Annotated in this window: 18 protein-coding genes; 15 read left to right on the forward strand and 3 right to left on the reverse strand. The window is 71.7% G+C overall.

Going from position 1 to position 20,742, the window contains the following annotated elements; genetic code table 11:
- The first annotated feature begins 73 nt into the window (after positions 1-73).
- Genes KVF89_RS05170 through KVF89_RS05195 form a run of 6 tightly spaced genes read left to right on the forward strand, consistent with a single transcriptional unit; the run spans position 74 to position 6,545 of the window.
- Entirely contained in the window at positions 74-1,528 is a 1,455-nt protein-coding gene (locus KVF89_RS05170) for a sugar ABC transporter ATP-binding protein (protein ID WP_257423969.1), read from the forward strand.
- Complete coding sequence (locus tag KVF89_RS05175; RefSeq protein WP_257423971.1) at positions 1,525-2,577, forward strand: ABC transporter permease; 1,053 nt, start codon at positions 1,525-1,527, stop codon at positions 2,575-2,577. The genes KVF89_RS05170 and KVF89_RS05175 overlap by 4 nt, the downstream gene beginning before the upstream one ends.
- Positions 2,577-3,734 carry an acyl-CoA dehydrogenase family protein gene (locus tag KVF89_RS05180; protein ID WP_257423973.1) on the forward strand — a complete coding sequence of 386 codons (1,158 nt, stop codon included), beginning with the start codon at positions 2,577-2,579 and terminating at the stop codon, positions 3,732-3,734. The genes KVF89_RS05175 and KVF89_RS05180 overlap by 1 nt, the downstream gene beginning before the upstream one ends.
- Complete coding sequence (locus KVF89_RS05185; protein ID WP_257423974.1) at positions 3,731-4,537, forward strand: HpcH/HpaI aldolase/citrate lyase family protein; 807 nt, start codon at positions 3,731-3,733, stop codon at positions 4,535-4,537. Before KVF89_RS05180 ends, KVF89_RS05185 begins: the two co-directional genes overlap by 4 nt.
- A gap of 17 nt (positions 4,538-4,554) precedes the next feature.
- Entirely contained in the window at positions 4,555-5,709 is a 1,155-nt protein-coding gene (locus KVF89_RS05190) for a CaiB/BaiF CoA transferase family protein (protein ID WP_257423976.1), read from the forward strand.
- The gene (locus KVF89_RS05195; RefSeq protein ID WP_257423978.1) at positions 5,706-6,545 is read left to right on the forward strand and encodes an HTD2 family dehydratase; all 840 of its coding nucleotides are present in this window, start codon (positions 5,706-5,708) and stop codon (positions 6,543-6,545) included. The genes KVF89_RS05190 and KVF89_RS05195 overlap by 4 nt, the downstream gene beginning before the upstream one ends.
- 36 nt (positions 6,546-6,581) lie before the next feature.
- Here the strand turns inward: KVF89_RS05195 and KVF89_RS05200 are convergent, their stop codons facing one another.
- The gene (locus tag KVF89_RS05200) at positions 6,582-7,313 is read right to left on the reverse strand and encodes a hypothetical protein (protein ID WP_257423980.1); all 732 of its coding nucleotides are present in this window, start codon (positions 7,311-7,313) and stop codon (positions 6,582-6,584) included.
- 33 nt (positions 7,314-7,346) lie between these two features.
- On the opposite strand from KVF89_RS05200, the gene rlmC reads away from it, so the two are divergent.
- Complete coding sequence (gene rlmC, locus KVF89_RS05205) at positions 7,347-8,507, forward strand: 23S rRNA (uracil(747)-C(5))-methyltransferase RlmC (RefSeq protein ID WP_257423982.1); 1,161 nt, start codon at positions 7,347-7,349, stop codon at positions 8,505-8,507.
- Here rlmC and trhA read toward each other — a convergent pair.
- Together trhA and KVF89_RS05215 are read right to left on the reverse strand one after the other, a co-directional pair.
- Complete coding sequence (gene trhA, locus KVF89_RS05210; RefSeq protein WP_257423983.1) at positions 8,492-9,232, reverse strand: PAQR family membrane homeostasis protein TrhA; 741 nt, start codon at positions 9,230-9,232, stop codon at positions 8,492-8,494. The two genes, rlmC and trhA, sit on opposite strands and share 16 nt — an antisense overlap.
- A gap of 100 nt (positions 9,233-9,332) precedes the next feature.
- Positions 9,333-10,457: an AIM24 family protein gene (locus tag KVF89_RS05215; RefSeq protein ID WP_257423984.1), complete on the reverse strand. Its 1,125-nt coding sequence runs from the start codon at positions 10,455-10,457 to the stop codon at positions 9,333-9,335.
- Between the two features lie 108 nt (positions 10,458-10,565).
- On the opposite strand from KVF89_RS05215, the gene KVF89_RS05220 reads away from it, so the two are divergent.
- The 8 genes from KVF89_RS05220 (at position 10,566) to KVF89_RS05255 (ending at position 20,718) form a co-directional block, all read left to right on the forward strand.
- On the forward strand, positions 10,566-11,339 hold the full coding sequence (locus KVF89_RS05220; RefSeq protein ID WP_257423986.1) for an isoprenyl transferase: 774 nt from the start codon (positions 10,566-10,568) through the stop codon (positions 11,337-11,339).
- A 43-nt stretch (positions 11,340-11,382) separates the two neighbouring features.
- A complete protein-coding gene (locus KVF89_RS05225) occupies positions 11,383-11,847 on the forward strand; it encodes a DUF3817 domain-containing protein (RefSeq protein WP_257423987.1) in 465 nt (154 codons plus the stop codon).
- A 55-nt stretch (positions 11,848-11,902) separates the two neighbouring features.
- Entirely contained in the window at positions 11,903-13,246 is a 1,344-nt protein-coding gene (locus tag KVF89_RS05230) for a serpin family protein (RefSeq protein ID WP_257423988.1), read from the forward strand.
- Positions 13,247-13,421: 175 nt separating this feature from the next.
- Positions 13,422-14,435, forward strand: a complete 1,014-nt coding sequence (gene pstC, locus KVF89_RS05235; protein WP_257423989.1) for a phosphate ABC transporter permease subunit PstC — start codon at positions 13,422-13,424, stop codon at positions 14,433-14,435.
- Position 14,436: 1 nt separating this feature from the next.
- On the forward strand, positions 14,437-15,621 hold the full coding sequence (gene pstA / locus KVF89_RS05240) for a phosphate ABC transporter permease PstA (RefSeq protein WP_257423990.1): 1,185 nt from the start codon (positions 14,437-14,439) through the stop codon (positions 15,619-15,621).
- Positions 15,618-17,186 carry a phosphate ABC transporter substrate-binding protein PstS gene (locus KVF89_RS05245; protein WP_257423993.1) on the forward strand — a complete coding sequence of 523 codons (1,569 nt, stop codon included), beginning with the start codon at positions 15,618-15,620 and terminating at the stop codon, positions 17,184-17,186. The genes pstA and KVF89_RS05245 overlap by 4 nt, the downstream gene beginning before the upstream one ends.
- The gene (locus KVF89_RS05250) at positions 17,183-19,753 is read left to right on the forward strand and encodes a hypothetical protein (protein WP_257423994.1); all 2,571 of its coding nucleotides are present in this window, start codon (positions 17,183-17,185) and stop codon (positions 19,751-19,753) included. Before KVF89_RS05245 ends, KVF89_RS05250 begins: the two co-directional genes overlap by 4 nt.
- Complete coding sequence (locus KVF89_RS05255; RefSeq protein WP_257423996.1) at positions 19,750-20,718, forward strand: sortase; 969 nt, start codon at positions 19,750-19,752, stop codon at positions 20,716-20,718. The genes KVF89_RS05250 and KVF89_RS05255 overlap by 4 nt, the downstream gene beginning before the upstream one ends.
- Positions 20,719-20,742 lie beyond the last annotated feature (24 nt).

Genomic DNA, 20,742 nt, shown 5'->3' on the forward strand with positions numbered 1-20,742 from the left:
GGCGGGGGGGGGGGGGCGGCCCCCCCCCCCCCCCCCCCGACTCTCCAAGACATTCCCCGGCACCCGGGCTCTCGTGGACGTCAGCTTCTCGGTCGAGCCCGGTCGGTTCCACGCGCTCGTGGGCGGGAACGGGTCCGGCAAGTCGACGCTCATCAAGATCCTCGCGGGCGTGTACAGCGCCGACCGTGGCGGCTCGCTCGTGGTCGGCGACCATGACGTGGACGTCGAGCGCTTGTCGCCGCGCTGGTCGCGCGACGCCGGCATCCGATTCGTCCACCAGGACCTGGGTCTGTTTCCGGAGCTGACGGTGACGGAGAATGTGCTTGCCGGCAGCCCGTTCCCGCGACGGCTGGGAGGCATCGACTGGGCCGAGGCGCACCGCTCGGCGCAGCGGCTGCTCGACGGGCTCGACGTCGCGGTGGACGCGCGGTCCCTGGTCCGCGACCTTCGACCCGCCGATCAGACCCTGGTCGCGGTGGCGCGTTGCCTCCGCGACCGGGAGGCGGGCCAGGTCGGGCTGCTGGTCCTGGACGAGCCGACCACCCGTCTCCCGGCCGACGAGGTGGACGGCCTCCTGCAGCGGCTGCGCGCCTACAGCGCGCAGGGACAGAGCATCCTCTACGTGACCCACCGCCTCGACGAGGTCCTGACCTACGCCGACACCGTGACCGTGCTGCGGGACGGTCGACATGTCAGCACCCGACCCGCTGCCGGCCACGACCGCGCGAGCCTCGTCGCAGCCATCGCGGGGCACACGCCCGAGGACCGGCAGACGCAGCGGCGTACGTCGTCGGGCGAGGTCGTGCTCGCGGTCGACGGCCTGAGCGGCGGCCCGTTGCGGGACGTCAGCCTCGAGATCCGCTCCGGTGAGGTCGTGGCGCTGGCCGGACTCGTCGGCAGCGGCCGGACCAGCGTGATGCAGAACGTGATCGGCGCGGTCAGGCCGCGCGGCGGGACCGTCGCCGTGAAGGGTCGTCGTCTGCGCCCGGGCCACGTCGCCGACGCCATCGCCCGGGGCCTCGCGCTGGTGCCCGAGGAGCGAGTCCGCGACGCGGCCTTCCTGTCCCTGTCGCTGGCGGAGAACATCTCGGCGACGACCGTGCATCGGCACCGTCGCGGCCGATGGCTGCGCCGGGCCGACGAGCGCCGTGCGGCCGTCGCCGACATCGAGACCTACGGCATCAAGGGCGTTGCGGACGATCCCATCGCGCGGCTCTCGGGCGGCAACCAGCAGAAGGCCGTGATGGCGCGGGCCATGAGGTCCTCGCCCGCCGTGCTGCTGCTGGACGAGCCGACCCAGGGAGTCGATGTCGGAGCCCGTGCTGACATCTACGCCCAGATCGACGCCGCGGTCGCGGGTGGCACCGGCGTGCTGCTGGCCACATCCGATCTCGACGAGCTGCTCCACCTCGCAGACCGGGTGCTGGTGCTGGCCGATGGCCGCATCACCCACCAAGCCTCCGGCCCTGAGATCAGCCGCACATGGATCTTCGACCACGTCTACCAGCACGAGAAGGCATCGACATGACGACCCAGGACAGCCGGCCACTCCTCGAGGAGCCGACCGATCAGACGCCGCCGGACATCACGGCCACAGACACGACGACCTGGAGGTCATCGGTCCTGCGCCTGACGGAGCGCTTCGGCCTGGTGATCCTGCTCGTGGCGGTAGCGGTCTACTTCACCCTCAACCCGGCGACGTCGGCGACCTTCCCGACGACGTCGAACGCCCGCAACATCGTGGCCAACGAGTCGGTGCTGATCCTGGTCGCCCTCGCGGCCCTGGTCCCCCTCGTCGCCCACCGGTTCGACCTGTCCGTGGGGGCGATCGTGGCATTGACCTCGATCGCCGCAGCCAAGGCGACGACCTCGATGGACCTTCCGATCCTCGTGAGCGTCGTCCTCGCGGTGGTGATCGGAGCCATTGTCGGCCTGGCCAACGGCGTCCTCATCGCCTATTTCCGCGCCAACTCCCTCGTGATCACGCTGGGCATGGCGACGCTGCTGGGGGGAGTCGCCTCCGCCTGGTCGGGGCACCAGACGATCGTTGGCGTGCCGACCGAGCTGACGAGCTTCGGCAACGGCCTGTGGCTCGGTGTCCCACGACCTGTCTTCCTCGTCGTGGTCGTCGTCCTGGGTGTCTCGTTCCTGCTCGGCCTGACGATCTTCGGTCGACGTCTGCTGTCCGTCGGGGTCAACGAGTCCGCGGCCCACCTGGTAGGGCTCCCGGTCCAGCGAACGGTCACCCTGGCCTTCGTCGCCTCAGGGGCCTTGGCCGGGCTCGCGGGCGCCCTGCTCCTCGCCCGCACCGGCAGCGCCGCATCCGGGGTGGGTGTGGGCTACCTCCTCCCCGCGCTGGCCGCCATCTTCCTGGGTTCGACCACCATCCGGCCGGGTCGGTACACCGTCGCGGGCACGCTCGTCGGCGTGTTCTTCGTGGCCATCAGCATCAACGGTCTGACGCTCGCCGGAGCAGCCGACTGGGTCGAGCCCGCCTTCAACGGCGGTGCGGTCATCGTGGCGGTAGCGGTGTCATCGCTGCTCACGCACCGACGTCTGACGGGAGCGTCCCGGTGATGGCTTCTCACGAGCTGAGCTCTGACGAGAGCGAGATCGTCGCGCTCGTGCGTGACTGGGTCGACCGAGAGGTCAAGCCGGTCGTCCGGGAGCTGGAGCACGCCAACACCTACCCGGAGGCGCTCATCGAGCAGATGAAGCAGATGGGCATCTACGGGCTGGCGATCCCCGAGCCGTGGAACGACACGGGAGTCAGCGTGCCGTGCTACGCCGCGGTGACCGAGGAGCTCGCGCGCGGATGGATGAGCCTGGCCGGTGCGATGGGTGGTCACAGCGTCGTGGCAAAGCTGCTGGTCGATCACGGAACGCAGGAGCAGAAGGATCGCTACCTGCCGCGCATGGCGACAGGTGAGATCCGCGCGACGATGGCCCTGACCGAGTCCGGTGGAGGATCGGACCTGCAGGCGATACGTACCACGGCCCGCCGAGACGGCGACGCGTATGTCGTCAACGGGTCGAAGACGTGGATCTCGAACGCGCGGCGCTCCCAGCTCGTCGCACTGCTCTGCCGCACCGATCCGGCGGCCGAGCCGGCGCACCGGGGCATCAGCATCCTGCTGGTCGAGAAGGGGCCCGGGTTCGAGGTGTCGCGAGACCTGCCGAAGCTCGGCTACAAGGGAGTCGAGAGCTGCGAGCTGTCGTTCGACGACTTCCGGACCCCGCGGAGCAGCCTGCTGGGCACGATCGAGGGGCACGGTTTCGCGCAGATGATGCGGGGGCTCGAGATCGGGCGGATCCAGGTGGCCTCTCGCGCGCTGGGCGTCGGTGCGGCCGCACTCGAGGACGCCCTGCGGTACAGCCAGGAGCGCGAGAGCTTCGGCCGGCCCATCTGGCAGCACCAGTCGATCGGGCACTACCTGGCCGACATGGCCACGCAGCTCATGGCGGCGCGCCAGCTCGTCCAGTACGCCGCACGCTGCTTCGAGTCCGGGCGGCGAAGCGACATGGAGGCGGGGATGGCCAAGCTCTTCGCCTCCGAGGTGGCCATGAAGATCGCGCTCGACGCGGTGCGCATCCACGGCGGCTACGGGTACTCCACGGAGTACGACGTCGAGCGCTACTTCCGCGACGCGCCGCTCATGATCGTGGGCGAGGGCACCAACGAGATCCAGAAGAACGTCATCGCCCGCCAGCTCGTCCAACGGAACGCGACGTGACCGGCACGGTCGGCCGGACCTGGCTGTTCGTCCCTGGCACGACCCCGCAGCGGTTCGCGCGGGCGGCGGCATCGGGGGCCGACGAGGTCGTGCTCGACCTGGAGGATGCTGTCGCCGTCGACGCAAAGCCGTTCGCCCGCGCCGCGGCCGCGACCTGGCTCTCCGGCGAGGGGCGGGCCTGGGTACGGGTCAACGCGATGGGCACGCCGTGGCACGACGACGACGTCACCGCGCTCGTCAACCTGCCCGGCCTGGCGGGCCTGGTCGTGCCGAAGGCCGAGGACCCGGTGGCACTCGCGGCACTGGCCGGCAGCCTGCCTGCGGGCCTGCCTCTCGTCGCGCTCGTGGAATCCGCTGTGGGGGTCCATCGTGCCGTCGAGATCGCCCAGGCGAAGGGGGTGGGAAGGCTGGCGTTCGGCTCGCTCGACTTCGCGGTCGACGTCCGCGCCGACCACACGGAGAACGCCCTGCTTCTCGCCCGCAGCACGCTCGTGCTCGCCTCGCGCGTTGCCGGACTGCCCGCGCCGATCGACGGCGTGACGACGTCGGTGGACGACGGCGGCCTGGTCGCCGCCGACGCGCGGCGAGCTGCCGTGCTGGGCTTCGGCGGCAAGCTCTGCATCCACCCGGCCCAGCTCGAGCCGGTTGCTCGCGCGTTCGCCCCCAGTGAGCAGCAACTCGACTGGGCGCGTGCGGTCGTCGCGGCGGCCTCGACCTCGGTCGGCGCCGTGTTCGCCGGCCCCGACGGCCACATGATCGACAAGCCCGTGATCGATCACGCCCACGCGATCCTGCGGGCCTGACCACGAGAGGTTCACGCATGCTTCCGTTGGAGGGCATCACCGTCGTCTCGCTCGAGCAGGCCGTCGCGGCGCCGTTCGCGACACGTCAACTCGCCGACCTGGGCGCCCGGGTCATCAAGGTCGAGCGTCCGGGTGACGGCGACTTCGCTCGGCACTACGACCGCAGCGTCCACGGCCAGTCGAGCTACTTCGTGTGGCTCAACCGCGGCAAGGAGTCGATCGAGCTCGATGTGAAGGACCCCGAGGACCGCGCCGTGCTCGATGCCATGATCGCGGCGGCCGACGTCGTGGTGCAGAACCTCGCCCCCGGCGCCGTCGAGCGCCTCGGCCTCGACGCCGCTTCGCTGCGCGCCGAACGACCGGAGCTGGTGCACTGCTCGATCTCCGGGTACGGCGACACGGGTCCGTATCGCAGCAAGAAGGCCTACGACCTGTTGGTGCAGTGCGAGACCGGGCTGCTCATGACCACCGGAACGCCGGAGACGCCGAGCAAGGTGGGCATCTCGATCGCGGACATCGCGACGGGCATGTACGCGTACTCCGGGATCCTCACCGGGCTCCTGCGCCGAGCGAAGCACGGAGCGGGTACGACGGTCGCGATCGCGATGATCGACGCGCTCGGGGAGTGGATGAGCCAGCCGGTTTACCACGCCCTCCACGACGGCGGCGTCACGCGTCGCACCGGCGCCAAGCACGCGTCGATATCTCCGTATGGCCCCTACGTCACGGGCGACGGTGATCGGGTCTTCCTCGGGGTCCAGAACGACCGGGAGTGGACGCGGTTCTGTGTCGAGGTCCTCGAGCGCCCCGCGCTCGCCGACGACCCGAGGTTCAGGAGCAACCCTGAGCGGGTGGCGAACGACGAGGAGCTCACTCCGATCGTCACCGGAGCGTTCGCCACCCTCGACGCGGAGGAGGTCGTCGACCGACTGGACGCCGCGGGCATCGCCTGCGCAAGGCTCCGCTCCCCGTCCGAGATGGCGACGCACCCTCAGCTGCTGGCCCGAGACCGGTGGCGCGATGTCACCACCCCGGGCGGCGTCGTACGTTCGATGCTGCCGCCCGTCGTCCTGGACGACCTCGACGTCCCCATGGGTGCCGTCCCTGAGCTGGGCGGGCAGAATGCCGCCCTGCGGGCCGAGTTCGCGGTGACCGAGGTGAACCCGGCATGACCGCGCCGCTCTCGGGTCTGTTCCGTAGCGAGGTGCTCCAGCCCGAGCCTGCGCTCGCCTTGGCCGGCCTCCTGGACGTGGCCGAGCCCGACCTGGAGCGGGACGGTCTGCCGCTGCTGTGGCACTGGCTCTACCTTCTCGAGCGTCCGGTCCAGGCCGACCTCGGCGAGGACGGCCACCCGGTCCGTGGGGTGATCCCTGCTCCACCGGGCCCTGGGCGACGTCGGATGTGGGCAGGGGGGCGGGTGACGAGCCTGCGTCCCCTACGAGTGGGGGTCGTGACGAGTCGCCGTACCGAGGTCGTCTCCTCGACCGACAAGGTGGGACGCAGCGGTCGACTGACGCTCGTCGTCGTGCGTCACACGATCCGGCAGGAGGGCGTCGACGCCGTCGTCGAGGAGCAGGAGATCGTCTACCGAGACGCGGCTCGACCGTCTGTGCCGCCGACACCCGAGGAGGTCGATGACATCGGCCTTGCGGAAGGAGAGTGGCGCGTCCCGATCGACCCGCCGCTCTTGTTCCGGTTCTCCGCCCTGACCTACAACGCTCACCGGATCCACTACGACCGCGACTATGCACGCGATGTCGAGGGCTACGCCGGCCTCGTCACCCACGGGCCCCTGCAGGCGATCGCGATGGCGGAGGCTGCGCGTCGGCTGGGCGTGGTCGGTCGAGCGATCGCCTATCGCTTGGTCTCACCCCTCCTGGACCACCAAGGTCTCGTCGTCTCGCCGCCGGCAGGAGGCGACGAGCTGCGCTTCTCGGTCCGCGATCGTTCCGGCCGTACGACGGCGCGGAGCCTGATCGAGCCGGGTCCTGCGGCCCGCCGGGGGTAGGTCCGGGCTGTCGGCCGGACCTTCCGACGACCAGCCCTAGGCGAGCCGGCCGCCGGCCTCGCGGTGGTGGTTGAGGACCGCGATCTTCTGCCAGATCTTGCGCTCCAGCGACACCGTCAGCGTCTCGACGGTGCTGACCGTGTCCAGCACCACCGGGTCGCGGGACGCCTCGGCGCACAGCGCGGCGGTCTTGCCGATCAGGCTCAGCAGCTCCGAGCAGTAGTCGAGGTAGTGCTCGAGCTGGTCGGTGGTGAGGTCCATCGGGATGCTCGCGTCCGTGGGCGTGAACTCCGATCGGAGCCGCTCGGGGTCCTTGGTCAGCTGGTGCATGTCGACGATGTGGGCCAGCGACCGCAGCCGGTGGAGCAGCTCGAGCAGGCTCGAGCGCTGCAGCCGCTCCGGGACGGAGTAGAGGAACCAGATCGCCAGGGCCGCGAAGACCAGGTCGTTGACCGCGCTCTCCAGCAGCGGGATCCAGGCCAGGCCGTCGTCAGGAGCGTCGGCGACGGCCGCCCGGACGGCGAGCGCCATCACCGTGGTCGTGATCGCGAGCACCGCGACAATGCCGACGCGCGACAGCGGACGCAGCCACGACCGGCGGCCCCGGGCCGTGGCCGTCGACGAGTCCACGGTCTCCACGAGGCTCGCCAGCTCGCCGACGACCCGATGGAGCCCGCGGCCGGGGAAGCGCGCCTCGATCCGCTGCTCCAGGCGGCGCACGGTGGCCAGCACCGGCGCGGCCTGGACCTTCTCGAACGGGGACGGCACGGCCGCAGCCTAGTGCCCACCTATCCTGGAGCCATGGGTCTCGCCGTGCTCGACTGCGCCCACTTCGCAGCGGGGGAGTGCCGGTCCTGCACCTGGCTCGGACAGCGGTACGACGACCAGCTGGCCGCGAAGCAGGCCGCGGCCCGCGCGCTCGTCGATCGGCCCGGCCTCACCTGGCTGCCCCCGGTGACCAGCCCGGCGGCCGGGTTCCGCAACAAGGCGAAGATGGTCGTGGGCGGCACCGCGGACGACCCGACGCTCGGGATCCTCGGGCCGGACGGCGCCGGGGTCGACCTGCGCGACTGCGCCCTGCACCTGCCGGGGATCGTGGCCGCCCTCCCGGTGCTGGCCGACCTGGTGCGCCGCGCCGACCTGACGCCGTACGACGTGGCGTCCACGGCGCCGGTGAGCCGGCGCGGAGAGCTCAAGCACCTGCTCGTCACGGAGTCGCCCGACGGGGAGCTGATGGTGCGCCTCGTGGTGCGCTCCACGGCCGTCGAGGCGCGGGTCCGCAAGCACCTCGCCTGGTTGCGCGACGCACTGCCGCAGGCCCGGGTGGTAACGCTCAACGTCCAGCCGGAGCACCGGGCGGTCCTCGAGGGCGAGCGCGAGGTCGTCCTCACCGAGGCCGAGACCCTGCCCATGCGGCTGGGCGGGGTGACGCTGCACCTGCGCCCACGCAGCTTCTTCCAGACCAACACCACGGTCGCCGCGGCGCTCTATCGCGAGGCCGCGGCCTGGGTCGCCGACCTCGCGCCGAGCCGCCTGGTGGACCTGTACTGCGGCGTCGGCGGGTTCGCGCTGCACCTCGCCGCGCCCGGCCGGCGGGTGACCGGCATCGAGATCAGCGCCGACGCGGTCGCCAGCGCGGAGCGCTCACGCGACGAGGCCGGCCTGCCCGGCACCGTCGACTTCGCGGTCGGCGACGCCACCGCCGCGGAGCACGCCACGCTCCTCGCGGAGGCCGACCTGGTCGTGGTGAACCCGCCGCGGCGCGGTCTCGGCCACGAGCTCTCCCGCCGGCTGGAGGAGTCGGGTGCCGCGCACGTCCTCTACTCCAGCTGCAACCCGCAGACCCTGGCGCGCGACCTCGCCGACCTGGCGTCGTACCGGCCGGTGCGGGCATGCGTGCTCGACATGTTCCCGCAGACCCCGCACGCCGAGGTGCTGGTGCTGCTTCAGCGCAGCGAGTAGGTCGCCAGGGAGACCCCGACGTAGTGCGCCGCGAACGCGGCGATGGTGAAGCCGTGGAAGATCTCGTGGAACCCGAAGACCCGCGGCGACGGGTTGGGCCACTGGAAGCCGTAGACCAGGCCGCCCATGGTGTAGAGCGCGCCGCCGACCGCGATCAGCACGAAGATCGCGATCCCGATGCCGAGGCCGAGCGCGGTCGCGCCCTCGAAGAAGGCGGGGATGAAGAAGATCGCCGCCCAGCCGAGCGCGATGTAGATCGGCGCCGACAGCCAGCGCGGCGCGGTGGGCCAGAACAGCTTGAACCCGATGCCGAGCAGGGCCCCCGTCCAGGCGACCGCGAGCATCACGACCCGAGACGGGCCCTCGAGCAGGATCAGCGCGAACGGCGTGTAGGAGCCCGCGATGAACAAGAAGATGTTGGAGTGGTCGAACCGGTTGAGGATCGTCCACACCTTCGGGGACCACGTCCCGCGGTGGTAGAGGGCAGAGGTGCCGAAGAGCAGCAGCGCGGAGCCGGCGTACATCGCGGAGCCGACTCGGGTCGTGGCGGTCGGGGAGAGGGAGATGAGCACGATGCCGGCGGCCAGGACGAGGGGGGTCGAGACGAGGTGGATCCAGCCGCGGAGCCTCGGCTTGATGTCCGCGACCTTCTCGCTGATCTGGTCCCCGAGGTCGTCCAGCCGGGCGCGGACCTTGTCGTTCGCGTGGTGGATGGCCTGGTTCATGCACCGAGGGTACCCGCCGTGCATAGACCCGACGACGGCCGGACGAGGGTGATCTCACGCTCATCCGGCCGTCGTGGTCAGGCCGATCGGAGGATGCCGGTCAGTGCGTGTGCGGAGGTACGACGCCGCCCTCGGACGGCTGCACGATCACGAAGCCCTGGCCCTGGAACGCGACCTGGAACGCCTCGCCCGAGCCGCGGCCGATGAGCGCGCCCGCCGTGAAGGTCGATCGGATCGAGGTCTGCAGGTGCGTGGACCAGGCGACCAGCGCGTTGGCGTCGGCGAAGGTCGGCGCCTCGCCCGGGTTGAGGACGACCGGGTCGCCGTCGGTGGTGATCGCGACCCAGCCGGTCCCGCGCAGGGTCGTGTTGAACAGCCCGCCGGCGGCCATGCTGCCGCCCTTGACCCGCTCGACGTTCCACTCGAGGGAGGCCGAGAAGCCGAGGACGTTCTGGCCGTTGACCGACAGGCCGCTGTTGTTGAGGTGCAGGATGTGGACCTCGTGCGCGCCGTCGGCGAGGAAGACGTCGCCCTGGCCCTCGACCCGCATCAGGGACAGCCCCTCGCCGGTGAAGGCCTTCTTGAGGAACTTCGCGGCGCCGCCGCCCTGGTAGTTGAAGTTGACGTTGCCCTGGTAGGCGACCATCGCGCCCTGCTTGGCCATGAACGGCTCGGTGATCCGCACCCGGAGCAGGCGCTTGTTCTGCAGGATCGCGCCGGCGCCGTCGATCTCGCTGAACCGGCCGTCGATCAGCTCGCCGGAGATGCCGGCGAAGGCGTCGGAGGGCACCGCCTGGGCGCCGTACCCGCCCATCGGCTGGGCTGCCGGCTGGGCCTGCTGGTAGGGCTGCGCCTGCTGGTGCGGCTGGGCCTCCTGGAACGGCTGGGCCTCCTGGTAGGGCTGGGACACCGCCTCCGGGGCCTGCTCGGCGGCCCGCGGCGCCACGGCGGTCTCGGCGTCGAACGAGAAGGCCGGCTCGGCGCCGGTCCCGGTCGCCCCCTCGGCCTCCGTGGTCTGCGCCGACTCCTGGCCGCCGACCCAGGCGTCGCCGGTGCCGCCGGCCTCGCCGGTGCTGCCGGTGTCGCCGGCCGGGTCGGCGGTCGGGTAGAGCGGCGAGGTCGACTGGACGCCCTGGTCGGACACGTGATCGGTCCACTGGGAGCCGTCCCAGTAGCGGAGCTCGTGGCGGCCGGTCGGGTCCGGGTGCCAGGCGGCTGCAGTCATTGGTGGTCCTATCTGTCATCGGGTTCGGGGCCGCGGCCCGCAGGCCGTGGTGTGCTGCTCATCGTGTCAGCCACGTGGGAAGGCCGGTAGCCCGGCTAACATCGGAACGTGGCGGATTGGAAGCGCGGTGTGCGCAGGGTGCTCTACCCCGCGTACGAGGCGCGCATGCTTCGCCGGATGCCCGGGAACCTCCCCAAGCACATCGGCGTGATGCTCGACGGCAACCGGCGCTGGGCCAAGGCGGTCGGGCGCGACACCGCCCACGGGCACCGCGCGGGCGCGGCCAACATCGAGCCGCTGCTGGGCTGGTGCGACGAGGTCGGCATCGAGGTGGTCACGCTCTGGCTGCTGTCGACCGACAATCTCAACCGCCCGGCGGACGAGCTCGAGCCGCTCCTGGAGATCATCGTCGACGCCGTCGACTCGTTGGCCGACCAGCGCCGCTGGCGGCTGCACCCCGTCGGCGCCCTCGACCTGCTGCCCGCCGGGACCGCCAAGCGGCTCAAGGCCGCGGCCGAGGCGACCGCCGACGTCGACGGGATGATCGTCAACGTCGCGGTGGCCTACGGCGGGCGGCGGGAGATCGCCGACGCCGTCCGGTCGCTGCTCACCGAGCATGCCGCGAAGGGCACCTCGCTCGACGAGCTGGCCCACCAGATCGACATCGAGCACATCGAGGAGCACCTCTACACCAAGGGCCAGCCCGACCCGGACCTCGTCATCCGTACGTCGGGGGAGCAGCGGCTGGGCGGCTTCCTGCTGTGGCAGAGCGCCCGGTCGGAGTTCTACTTCTGCGAGGCCTACTGGCCCGACTTCCGCCGCGTCGACTTCCTGCGGGCGATCCGCGCCTACGCCCAGCGCGAGCGCCGCTTCGGCGCCTAGCGGGCAGCGGGCGACCTGGGTCACACGGGTACCCTCGGGCCCTGTGAGCAAGCCCAGCGCGACCACTCCCACCCGCCTGTTCCGCACCGTCGCGATCGCCGAGGCGATCACCTGGACGGGGCTGCTCCTCGGCATGTTCCTCAAGTACGTCACCGAGACCACCGAGCTGGGTGTCCGGGTCTTCGGGATGCTGCACGGCGTCGTCTTCGTCGCCTATGTCGTGACGACGGTCGTGCTCTGGGTGGACCGGCGCTGGTCGGCCGGCCGGGGCCTGCTCGTCCTGCTCGCGGCGATCCCGCCCCTCGTGACGCTGCCGCTGGAGTGGTGGGCCGTCCGCAAGGGCTGGCTGGGCGACGCCTGGCGGCTGCCGGCCGGCGCGACCCGCTCACTGCCGGACCGCGTGGTCGCCTGGCTGCTCGCCAACCCGCTGCGCGGGCTGTGCCTCGGCCTGGTCGCGGTCGCCGCACTGACCGCTCTCGCGCTGGCCGTCGGACCGCCGACCTCCTGACCCTCGGGCTCATGGCCGGTGGAACCGGCTACGGCCGCCGGGCGTCGTAGGGGATATGACCGCTCTCGCCCGCCGCGGCGCACTCCAGCTCGCCCTCGCCGCCCTCGGTGCCGGCACCCTCACGACCGGCGCCCTCACCGCCTGCTCCGGCCCCGACGCCGAGCCCGACGCCGAGCCGGGCCCCGCGACCGACGGGATCGAGCTGGTCTCCTCCGACGCGCGCCGGGCCGCGGGGGACCCCACGCTGGTCGCCCCGGTCGTCGCCGGGCTCGACCGCTTCGCGGGCCGCCTGTACGGCGAGCTGGCGGCGACCGAGGGCAACCTGGTGCTCTCGCCGTACTCGGTCCTGGTCGCGCTGGGCATGACGCTCACCGGTGCCGCGGGTCCGACCGCGGAGGAGATGCGGACCGTGCTCGGGGCCGGCGACCTCGGCGACCGGTGGCACCGGGGCGTCAACGCCCTCACGACGCACATCGAGGGGCTGGCCGGCCGGCAGGAGCGCGCCGACGGCTCGGCGGCCGACCTGGCGCTGGACACCGCCAACCAGATCTTCGGACAGCAGGGCGTCGGTTGGTCGGGCGACTTCCTGGACCTGCTCGCGAAGGAGTACGGCGCGCCGGTCCGCGCCGTGGACTTCGAGACGGCGACCGAGCGGGCGCGGGTGCTGATCAACACCTGGGTGGAGGAGCAGACCCGCGACCGGATCGTCGATCTCGTGCCCGAGGGGGTGCTCGACAGCCTGACCCGGCTGGTGCTGGTCAACGCGGTCTATCTCAAGGCGCCGTGGGAGCAGCCGTTCGAGAAGGAGCTGACGACGCCCGGCAGCTTCCGGCGCGCGGACGGCAGCGAGGTCGAGGTCGACCGGATGCGCCGCCCGGAGCTCACCGGTGGGCTGGTCGCCGGGGACGGCTGGCGGGCGGCGGTCGTGCCGTACGCCGGGCAGCGGCTCGCGATGACCGTCGTCCTGCCGGACGACGGGGCGTTCGGCGCGGTCGAGGCCGCCGTCGCCGACGGCGGCTTCGCCGGTCTGCTGGAGGGCGCGGCGCCGGCCGCGATCGACCTCTCCCTGCCGCGCTGGACCTTCCGCACCGGGGCGCCGCTGGGCGAGGTGCTGAAAGCCCTCGGCATGCCGACCGCGTTCGACGACCGCCGGGCCGACTTCTCGGCGATGACCGACGAGGACCTCTTCCTCTACATCGCCGCGGTGCTCCACCAGGCGTTCATCGCGGTCGACGAGGAGGGCACCGAGGCCGCGGCGGCGACGGCCGTCGTGATGCGCACCGAGAGCGCGGTGGTCACCGAGGAGTTCGTCGTCGATCGGCCCTACCTGTTCGTCATCCACGACGTGGAGCACCGCGCGCCCCTCTTCGTCGGGCGGGTGACGGATCCCACCGCCTGACCCCTCAGGTCCGTGCCGGCCGGCGGATTTAAGCAAAGTCGCCAGCACCGTTCCCGTCCCGTTCACCGGCCTCACCCCGGTTGGTCGCGGGCCACCGCCACCGTTCCCCGTGGTGGCGCGGTTCCGCGCTGCCATGGAAACGGCCTTCTCGGGTGGCCACGACTGAGGACGACGTGTGACCAGCCTGCCCCTTGTCGATCCGAGCGCGCCGGAGGCGCAGCCGCGCCGGATCTCCCGCAAAGCCACGGGTGCCGACGCGGTCTTCGTCAACGTGTCGCGGGCGATCGGCGCCTCGGTGCTGGTCATCACCGGCGGCGTGGGCCTGTTCCTCGGCTGGCAGGCGTTCCCGACCCTCCAGCGCTACGGGTGGCGGTTCTTCACCGAGTCCGACTGGTCACCCGAGGCCGACGTGCTCGGCATCGCGGCCGTGCTCGCCGGCACGCTGCAGATCGCGCTGGTCGCGATGGTCATCGCGTTCCCGCTCGCGCTGCTGACGGCGCTGTTCATCTCCGAGTACGCGCCCCCGTCGCTGCGCTCCACCCTGGTGTCGCTCGTCGACCTGATGGCCGCGATCCCCTCCATCGTCTACGGCCTGTGGGGCTTCTTCCTCGTCATGCCCCACGCCGCGGCGTTCGCGACCTTCCTCCAGCGCCACCTCGGCTGGATCCCGATCTTCGACGTGCAGGACACCGACCCGGACGCCGCGATCTGGGACGCCAGCCGCTACACCGCGAGCGCCTTCTGCGCCGGTATCGCCGTGGCGATGATGGTGCTGCCGATGGCATGCGCCGTGATGCGCCAGGTCTTCAGCCAGACCCCTCCGGGCGAGAAGGAGGCGGCGCTCGCCCTCGGCGCGACCCGCTGGGGCATGATCCGCACCGTCGTCCTGCCGTTCGGTCGCGGCGGCATCATCGGCGGCACCATGCTCGCCCTCGGCCGGGCGCTGGGCGAGACGATCGCGGTCCTGCTCATCATCTCGCCGGCGTTCGACCTGAAGTTCCGGCCGTTGGAGATCGGCACCAACAGCGTCAGCGCGCTGATCGCCGGCCGGTTCGGCGACGCCAGCGCCAGCCAGCTCTCCGCGCTTCTGGCGGCCGGGTTCGTGCTCTTCGTCATCACTCTCGGCGTCAACACCCTCGCCGCTGTCGTCGTGAACCGCAGCCGCTCGGGTGCCGGGGCGGAGGCCTGAGATGAGCACCTCACCGGTCACCTCGCCGCCCGGCGCGCGGTTCGAGCCGCGCGGCACCACCGTCCTGCCGTCGTACGACGACGACGCGCCGCCCGCGCAGCCGCGTCCCGCCCTGGGCCGGCCCAGCCTCGACGAGCGGTTCGTGCGCTGGGGCGCCTGGGCCTCGGCGCTGGGCATGGCCTGGCTGGTCACCCAGCGGCTGCTCCCGCTGCCGGGGCCGGCGTGGTTCCTCATCACCTGGTTCGTCCTCGGCCTGGTGGTCACGGCCGTCCTCTCGGCGCTGACGGTGTCGATGGTCGAGGTGCGGGACCGGGTCGCGGCCGCGGTCGTCACCGGCGGCGCGCTCGTCGTGGGCGCCGCCCTGGTGAGCACCCTGGTGTTCATCGTGCTGCGGGGCTGGCGGCCGCTGCTGCACGGCAACTTCTTCCTCGACGACATGGCCGGCGTGGGCCCGAAGGACCCGTTCGACATGGGCGGCATCGCGCACGCGACGGTCGGCTCGATGATCGAGATCGGCATCGCCCTGGTGATCGTGCTGCCGCTGGGCATCGGCACGGCCATCTTCATGACCGAGGTCGGGGGGCGCTTCGCGGTGCTGGTGCGGACCATCGTCGAGGCGATGACCGCGCTGCCGTCGGTCGTGGCCGGCCTGTTCGTCTACACGACGGTCATCGTCGTCGCCGGCTGGCCCCGCTCGGGCCTGGCCGCCGCTCTCGCGCTCGCCGTGATGATGCTGCCGATCGTGGCCCGGGCCGCGGACGTCGTACTCCGGGTGGTGCCGGGCAACCTGCGCGAGGCCGGGCTCGCGCTGGGCGCGAGCCGGTGGCGGACGGTGTGGCACGTCGTGCTCCCGACGGCCCGTCCCGGCCTCGCGACCGCCGTCATCCTCGGCGTCGCCCGGGGGGTGGGGGAGACCTCGCCGGTGCTGCTCACCTCGGGGGCGGCCGCGTTCATGGTCGTCGGGCCGACCGACGGCGTCATGAACTCGCTCCCGCTCTACATCTACACGACCGTCCGCAGCGGCGAGCCCCAGGCGATCACCCGGGCCTTCGCCGCGGCGACGGTGCTGCTCGCCCTCGTGCTGTTCCTGTTCGTCCTGGCGCGGCTCGTGGCCCGCCCGAAGAGGGCGAAGAAGACCCGGCCGTCGAAGACGACGGGGACCCGTCCCGTGAAGGAGAACCCGTGAAGCGCCTCGTGGCGGCCCTGGTGGCACTCGTGTGTGGTGTCAGCGTCCCGCTCGCTGCCCATGCCGCCGTCCCCTATGCCCAGATCGAGGGCACCGGGTCGACGTGGTCGGAGCTGATCGTCCAGCAGTGGATCGCCGACGTGAACGCCAACGGCATGAAGGTCGTCTACACCGGTGGCGGGTCGACCAAGGGGCGCAAGGACTTCGCCAACAACAGCGTCGACTTCGCGATCTCCGAGATCCCCTACCAGGGCACCGACGAGCAGGGGCAGGCCGACACCAGCCAGGGCCGCCAGTACGCCTACCTGCCGATCGTCGCGGGCGGCACCGCCTTCACCTACCAGCTCAAGATCGGCAAGCAGCAGGTCAAGAACCTCCGGCTGTCGGGCGAGACGCTCGCCAAGATCTTCACCGACCAGATCACCAACTGGGACGACCCGGCGATCGCCAAGGACAACAACGGCCGGAAGTTCCCCTCCCTGCCGATCATTCCCGTGGTGCGCTCCGACGGCTCGGGCACGACGGCGCAGTTCACGACCTGGATGGACAAGCAGCACTCCGGCATCTGGCGCCCCTACTTCGGGCGGTCCGGCCTCACGTCGTACTACCCGAAGAAGTCGGGCAGCCGGATGGTCAGCCAGGCCGGGTCCGACCAGGTGATGAACACGATCAAGGGCTTCTCGGGCAACGGGATGATCGGCTACGTCGAGTACTCGTACGCGATCAACGCCGACTACCCCGTGGTGAAGGTCAAGAACGCGGCCGGCTACTTCGTCGAGCCGACGCAGTACAACACCGCGGTGGCGCTGACCCAGGCCAAGATCAACATGGACACGACGTCGCAGCTCTACCTGACCCAGAACCTCGACGGCGTCTACACCTACAACGACCCGCGGTCCTACCCGATCTCGTCGTACTCCTACATGCTGCTGCCCACCGGTGGCAGCGACCAGCGGATGTCGACGGCCAAGCGGCAGACGCTCGCCGACTTCATGTACTACTCGCTGTGCACCGGGCAGACCAAGGCCGGCGCCTACGGCTACTCGTCGCTGCCGCTCAACCTGGTCCAGGCCGGCTTCGAGCAGATCGCGAAGCTGAAGGCGGCGGACCCGGCCGTCGAGCTCACCGACCGCGACGTCAAGAGCTGCAACAACCCGACCTTCGACGGCAAGAACCCCGACAAGAACCTGCTCGCCCAGAAGGCGCCGAAGCCGCCGGAGTGCGACAAGGAGGGCGCCGGACCGTGCGGCACCGAGACCGGCACGGGAGAGCCGGCCACCGACGGCGCCGCCCCGCCACCGGCCGCCGCGGCGGGCGAGGCCCCGCCGGCCGCCGTCGACCCGGCCACCGGTCAGGACGTGCCCGTCGCGGAGAGCGGAACCGTCCCGGTCTCCGGCGGCACGCAGGACGTCTACGCCTCGCCCGACACGCTCTCGGCGGACCGGGCCGGCGACCGTCGCCCGTTCGGCTGGCTGATCGTCGTCGAGCTGCTCGCCCTCGTGCTGCTGCCGGGGCTGCTGGCCACGGCGCTCCGCCGCCGGCTGACGTCGCGGGGCGCCCGATGAGGCGGGGGATCCGGCTGGGCCTGGTCGCGCTGGTCGTCGCCGCGAGTGCGAGCACCGGCGTGAGCGCCCCGGCGATCGCCGACCGGCCGCAGCCCGTCACGCCGCGCGCCGCCGTCGCCGGCGACGCCTGGAGCCAGACCAAGTCGATGCAGCGCGAGCTCATCGCCGCGGACGGTACGTCGACCGCGATCTCCGACCCGAACACCGGCGGCGCATGGCAGGTCACCGTCAGCGCGGACCACACGCAGAACCTGCGCGGTCGCGAGCGGGTCGGCATCACCTGGAGTGGCGCCCAGCCCAGCGCGGGCCGGGCCAACGACCCGTTCGGGCCCGGGGGGATGAACCAGGAGTACCCGGTCGTGGTGCTGCAGTGCCGGGGCACCGGCGACGACGTGAAGCCGGAGACCTGCTGGACCTCGTCCTTCGGCCAGCGCTCCCAGGTGTCGCGGTCGCCCAGTGACGCGACGTGGACCGAGGATCTCCACGCCCTCGGATCCGCCAAGACGCAGGTCAGCAGCGCTCTCGGCGACGTACCCGGCGCCGATCGTTGTCCGGACGTGGACCGATCGGGTGTCACCTACACCCGGCTGGTTCCCTTCGTCAGCGCGAAGGGGCAGGTCTACCCGGCCTGCGACGCCAAGACCATGCCGCCGGAGGCCGCCTCGGAGGCGGCGCTCCCGGCCAATGAGATCGCCGGCTACACCGATGCCCAAGGGCGGGGATCGGCGCAGTTCGAGGTTCGCACCGACGTCGAGAACGAGTCCCTCGGCTGCAGCAAGCAGGTCGCCTGCTCGATCGTGGTCATCCCGATCGGGGGCATCAGCTGCGAGAGTGCCTCGACAGAGGTCGAGCAGCAGATGACACCCGTCGAGAAGTCCTGCCGCCGGACCGGTCAGTTCTCTCCCGGCTCCAGCAACTTCACCAGCACCGGCGTCGACCAGGCGGTCTCGCCGGCTCTGTGGTGGGCGGAGTCGAACTGGCGCAACCGGTTCGCGATCCCGGTGACCTTCGGCGACCCGCCGGACACCTGCGACATCCTCGACCCGCGCGCGCCCACCGGCTTCTACGGCTCGGAGCTGCTCGCCCAGGCGGCGCTCCAGTGGGCGCCGGCGTACTGCCTGAACAAGAAGCGGTTCAAGTTCCAGCACAACCAGATGCCCGACCAGGCGGGCTTCTCGCTGATGGCCTCCGGGGGCGGGGCGGCGGCGCTGGTGTCCTCGAAGTACGAGTCGGAGGGCGATCCCGTCGGCTACGCGCCGGTCGCGCTGACCGGCTTCGGCATCGGCTACATCGTCGACCGGCCGGAGAACGCCGGCGAGTACACCGATCTGCGGCTCAACGCCCGGCTGCTGGCCAAGCTGGTGACGCAGTCGTACGTCGGATCCAGCTACGGCGCGGCCCACCCCGGCATGGAGCAGAACCCCTGGGCCATCACGAAGGATCCCGAGTTCACCGCGCTCAACCCCGGCCTGACAGACAATGCGCTGGAAGCGGGCGCGACCCTTCTGTCGCTGTCGAACTCCTCCGACGTGATCCGCCAGCTGACCGAGTACATCGCGGCCGACAAGGAGGCGATGGCCTTCGTCAAGGGCAAGGCCGACCCCTGGGGGATGCGGGTCAACCCGTCCTACAAGAAGATCAAGCTGCCCCGCGACGAGTGGCCGCTGCTGGACGACTTCGTGCCTCAGGGAGGCACGGACTGCAAGGCGAACAACCCGTCGACGTACTTCAACGACCTCGCCGCCCCGGTGTCGACGATGCGCAAGGTCGCCGAGGCCCTGCTGGACGCCTGGCCCAACGTCCAGACCCGCTGCGACACCGACCTCAGCGTGACGCCGCCGATCTACAAGGTCGGCCGGGTCGAGCGCCAGCACTACGGCGACCGGTTCATGCTCGGCGTCGTCAGCCTCGGTGACGCCCAGCGCTACGGGCTGCGCACCGCGGGCCTGGAGACCCGCAAGGACAAGTACGTCACGCCGACGACCGACTCGCTGACGGCGGCCATGAAGGTGATCGAGCCGGACGGGAAGCGCGGTCCGTTCGAGATGGACATGGTCGAGCTCCGCAAGGCGGGCAACGCCTACCCCGGCACCATGCTCGTCTACACAGCAGCGCGGCTGCAGAACCTGGACAAGAAGGACGCCGCCAAGGTCGCCCAGTTCATCCGCACCGCCACCACGGAGGGCCAGCGGTCCGGCAGCGGCAACGGCCAGCTGCCCGGTGGATTCGTGCCGATCCGCAAGAGCGGCGCCACCAAGGCGTTGTACACCCGCGCCCAGGCGGTCGCCCGGGCCATCGAGCAGCAGAAGGTGCCGGTCGCGCCGCCGGAGGCGGGACCCGCGACCGTGACCCCGGGCTCGCCCGAGGCTGTCCCCGTCGGCGAGCCGGTCGTCGCCGCGCCCGCCGCGGGTCCGGCGGCGGCTCCCGAGGCGCTCACCATGCCACCGACGAAGGCGGTGTCCTCGGAGTGGAGCGGCCGGCTGCTGCCGGTGCTGCTCATGCTCGGCCTCGTCTTCGCGGTCGTCAGCGCGGTCTCGCGCGTCGTCACCCTGCGGAGTCGCCGATGACCGCCCTGGACGACCCACAGGTCGTGACCCACGAGCAGCCGGCGACGCAGGGGCGCGGGTCCCGGTTCCGGCGGCAGGCACCCCAGCGTCGCGCGCCGCGCCCGGTGCAGCCGGCCGGGCCGCCCAACCGGGTGGAGACGGCAAGCTCGGTGATCAGCACCTCGACCACCATGGTCGCCCTGGTCACGCTGTGGATGGCACTGCAGATGCTCGTGCTCGGCGGCGTCGCCCAGGAGCGCAGCCAGTCGCTGCTCTACGGCGAGTTCCGTGCCCAGGTCGCCGCGGCGACCGCACCGGTCGGGCCGGTCACGGAGCCGGGTGCGCCGGTCGCGCTGCTGGAGATCCCGCGCCTGGGCCTGCAGCAGGTCGTGGTCGAGGGCACCGCCTCCGGCGACCTGCTCGCCGGCCCCGGCCACCTCCGCAACACCGTGCTGCCCGGCCAGGCCGGCACGTCCGTCGTACTCGGCCGCGCGGCGACGTACGGCAGCCCGTTCGCCGACGTCGAGCACCTCGAGCCGGGCGACCGGATCGAGGTCACCGTCGGCCAGGGACGGGTCGTGTTCACCGTGCAGGCGCTGCGGCGCAGCGGCGACCCGCTGCCGCAGCCGCTCGCGAGCGGACGATCCCGGCTGACGCTGGTCACCGCCGAGGGGAGCGGCCGGCTGGGCGCGATCGCGCCGGGCGAGACCCTGTACGTCGACGCCGAGGCATCCTCGGCGTTCCCCGCGCCGTCCGGCCTGCCGCCGACGGTCCCCGAGTCGGAGAAGCCGATGGGCATCGACACAGGGGTGCTGCCCCTGCTCGCCCTCGATCTCGCGCTGCTCCTGGCGTTGACCCTCGGGGTCATCGCCGCCCGTCAGAGATGGTCGCTGGTGCACGTGTGGGTGGTTGCGACCCCCCTCGCGATCGCCCTGGCCTGGGTGACGACCGACGGAGTGATGCGGCTCCTGCCCAACCTGACCTGACCCCGCCGCCCCTGGCGGCGTATC

The organism is Nocardioides carbamazepini, from assembly GCF_024614185.1.
Lineage (GTDB): Bacteria > Actinomycetota > Actinomycetes > Propionibacteriales > Nocardioidaceae > Nocardioides > Nocardioides carbamazepini.

Coding starts and splice junctions, on each gene's coding strand:
- KVF89_RS05195 (WP_257423978.1), top strand. CDS start 5,706: ATGACCGCGCCGCTCTCGGGTCTGTTCCGTAGCGAGGTGCTCCAGCCC.
- KVF89_RS05180 (WP_257423973.1), top strand. CDS start 2,577: ATGGCTTCTCACGAGCTGAGCTCTGACGAGAGCGAGATCGTCGCGCTC.
- KVF89_RS05250 (WP_257423994.1), top strand. CDS start 17,183: ATGAGGCGGGGGATCCGGCTGGGCCTGGTCGCGCTGGTCGTCGCCGCG.
- rlmC (WP_257423982.1), top strand. CDS start 7,347: ATGGGTCTCGCCGTGCTCGACTGCGCCCACTTCGCAGCGGGGGAGTGC.
- pstA (WP_257423990.1), top strand. CDS start 14,437: ATGAGCACCTCACCGGTCACCTCGCCGCCCGGCGCGCGGTTCGAGCCG.
- KVF89_RS05190 (WP_257423976.1), top strand. CDS start 4,555: ATGCTTCCGTTGGAGGGCATCACCGTCGTCTCGCTCGAGCAGGCCGTC.
- trhA (WP_257423983.1), bottom strand. CDS start 9,232: ATGAACCAGGCCATCCACCACGCGAACGACAAGGTCCGCGCCCGGCTG.
- KVF89_RS05215 (WP_257423984.1), bottom strand. CDS start 10,457: ATGACTGCAGCCGCCTGGCACCCGGACCCGACCGGCCGCCACGAGCTC.
- KVF89_RS05175 (WP_257423971.1), top strand. CDS start 1,525: ATGACGACCCAGGACAGCCGGCCACTCCTCGAGGAGCCGACCGATCAG.
- KVF89_RS05255 (WP_257423996.1), top strand. CDS start 19,750: ATGACCGCCCTGGACGACCCACAGGTCGTGACCCACGAGCAGCCGGCG.
- KVF89_RS05230 (WP_257423988.1), top strand. CDS start 11,903: ATGACCGCTCTCGCCCGCCGCGGCGCACTCCAGCTCGCCCTCGCCGCC.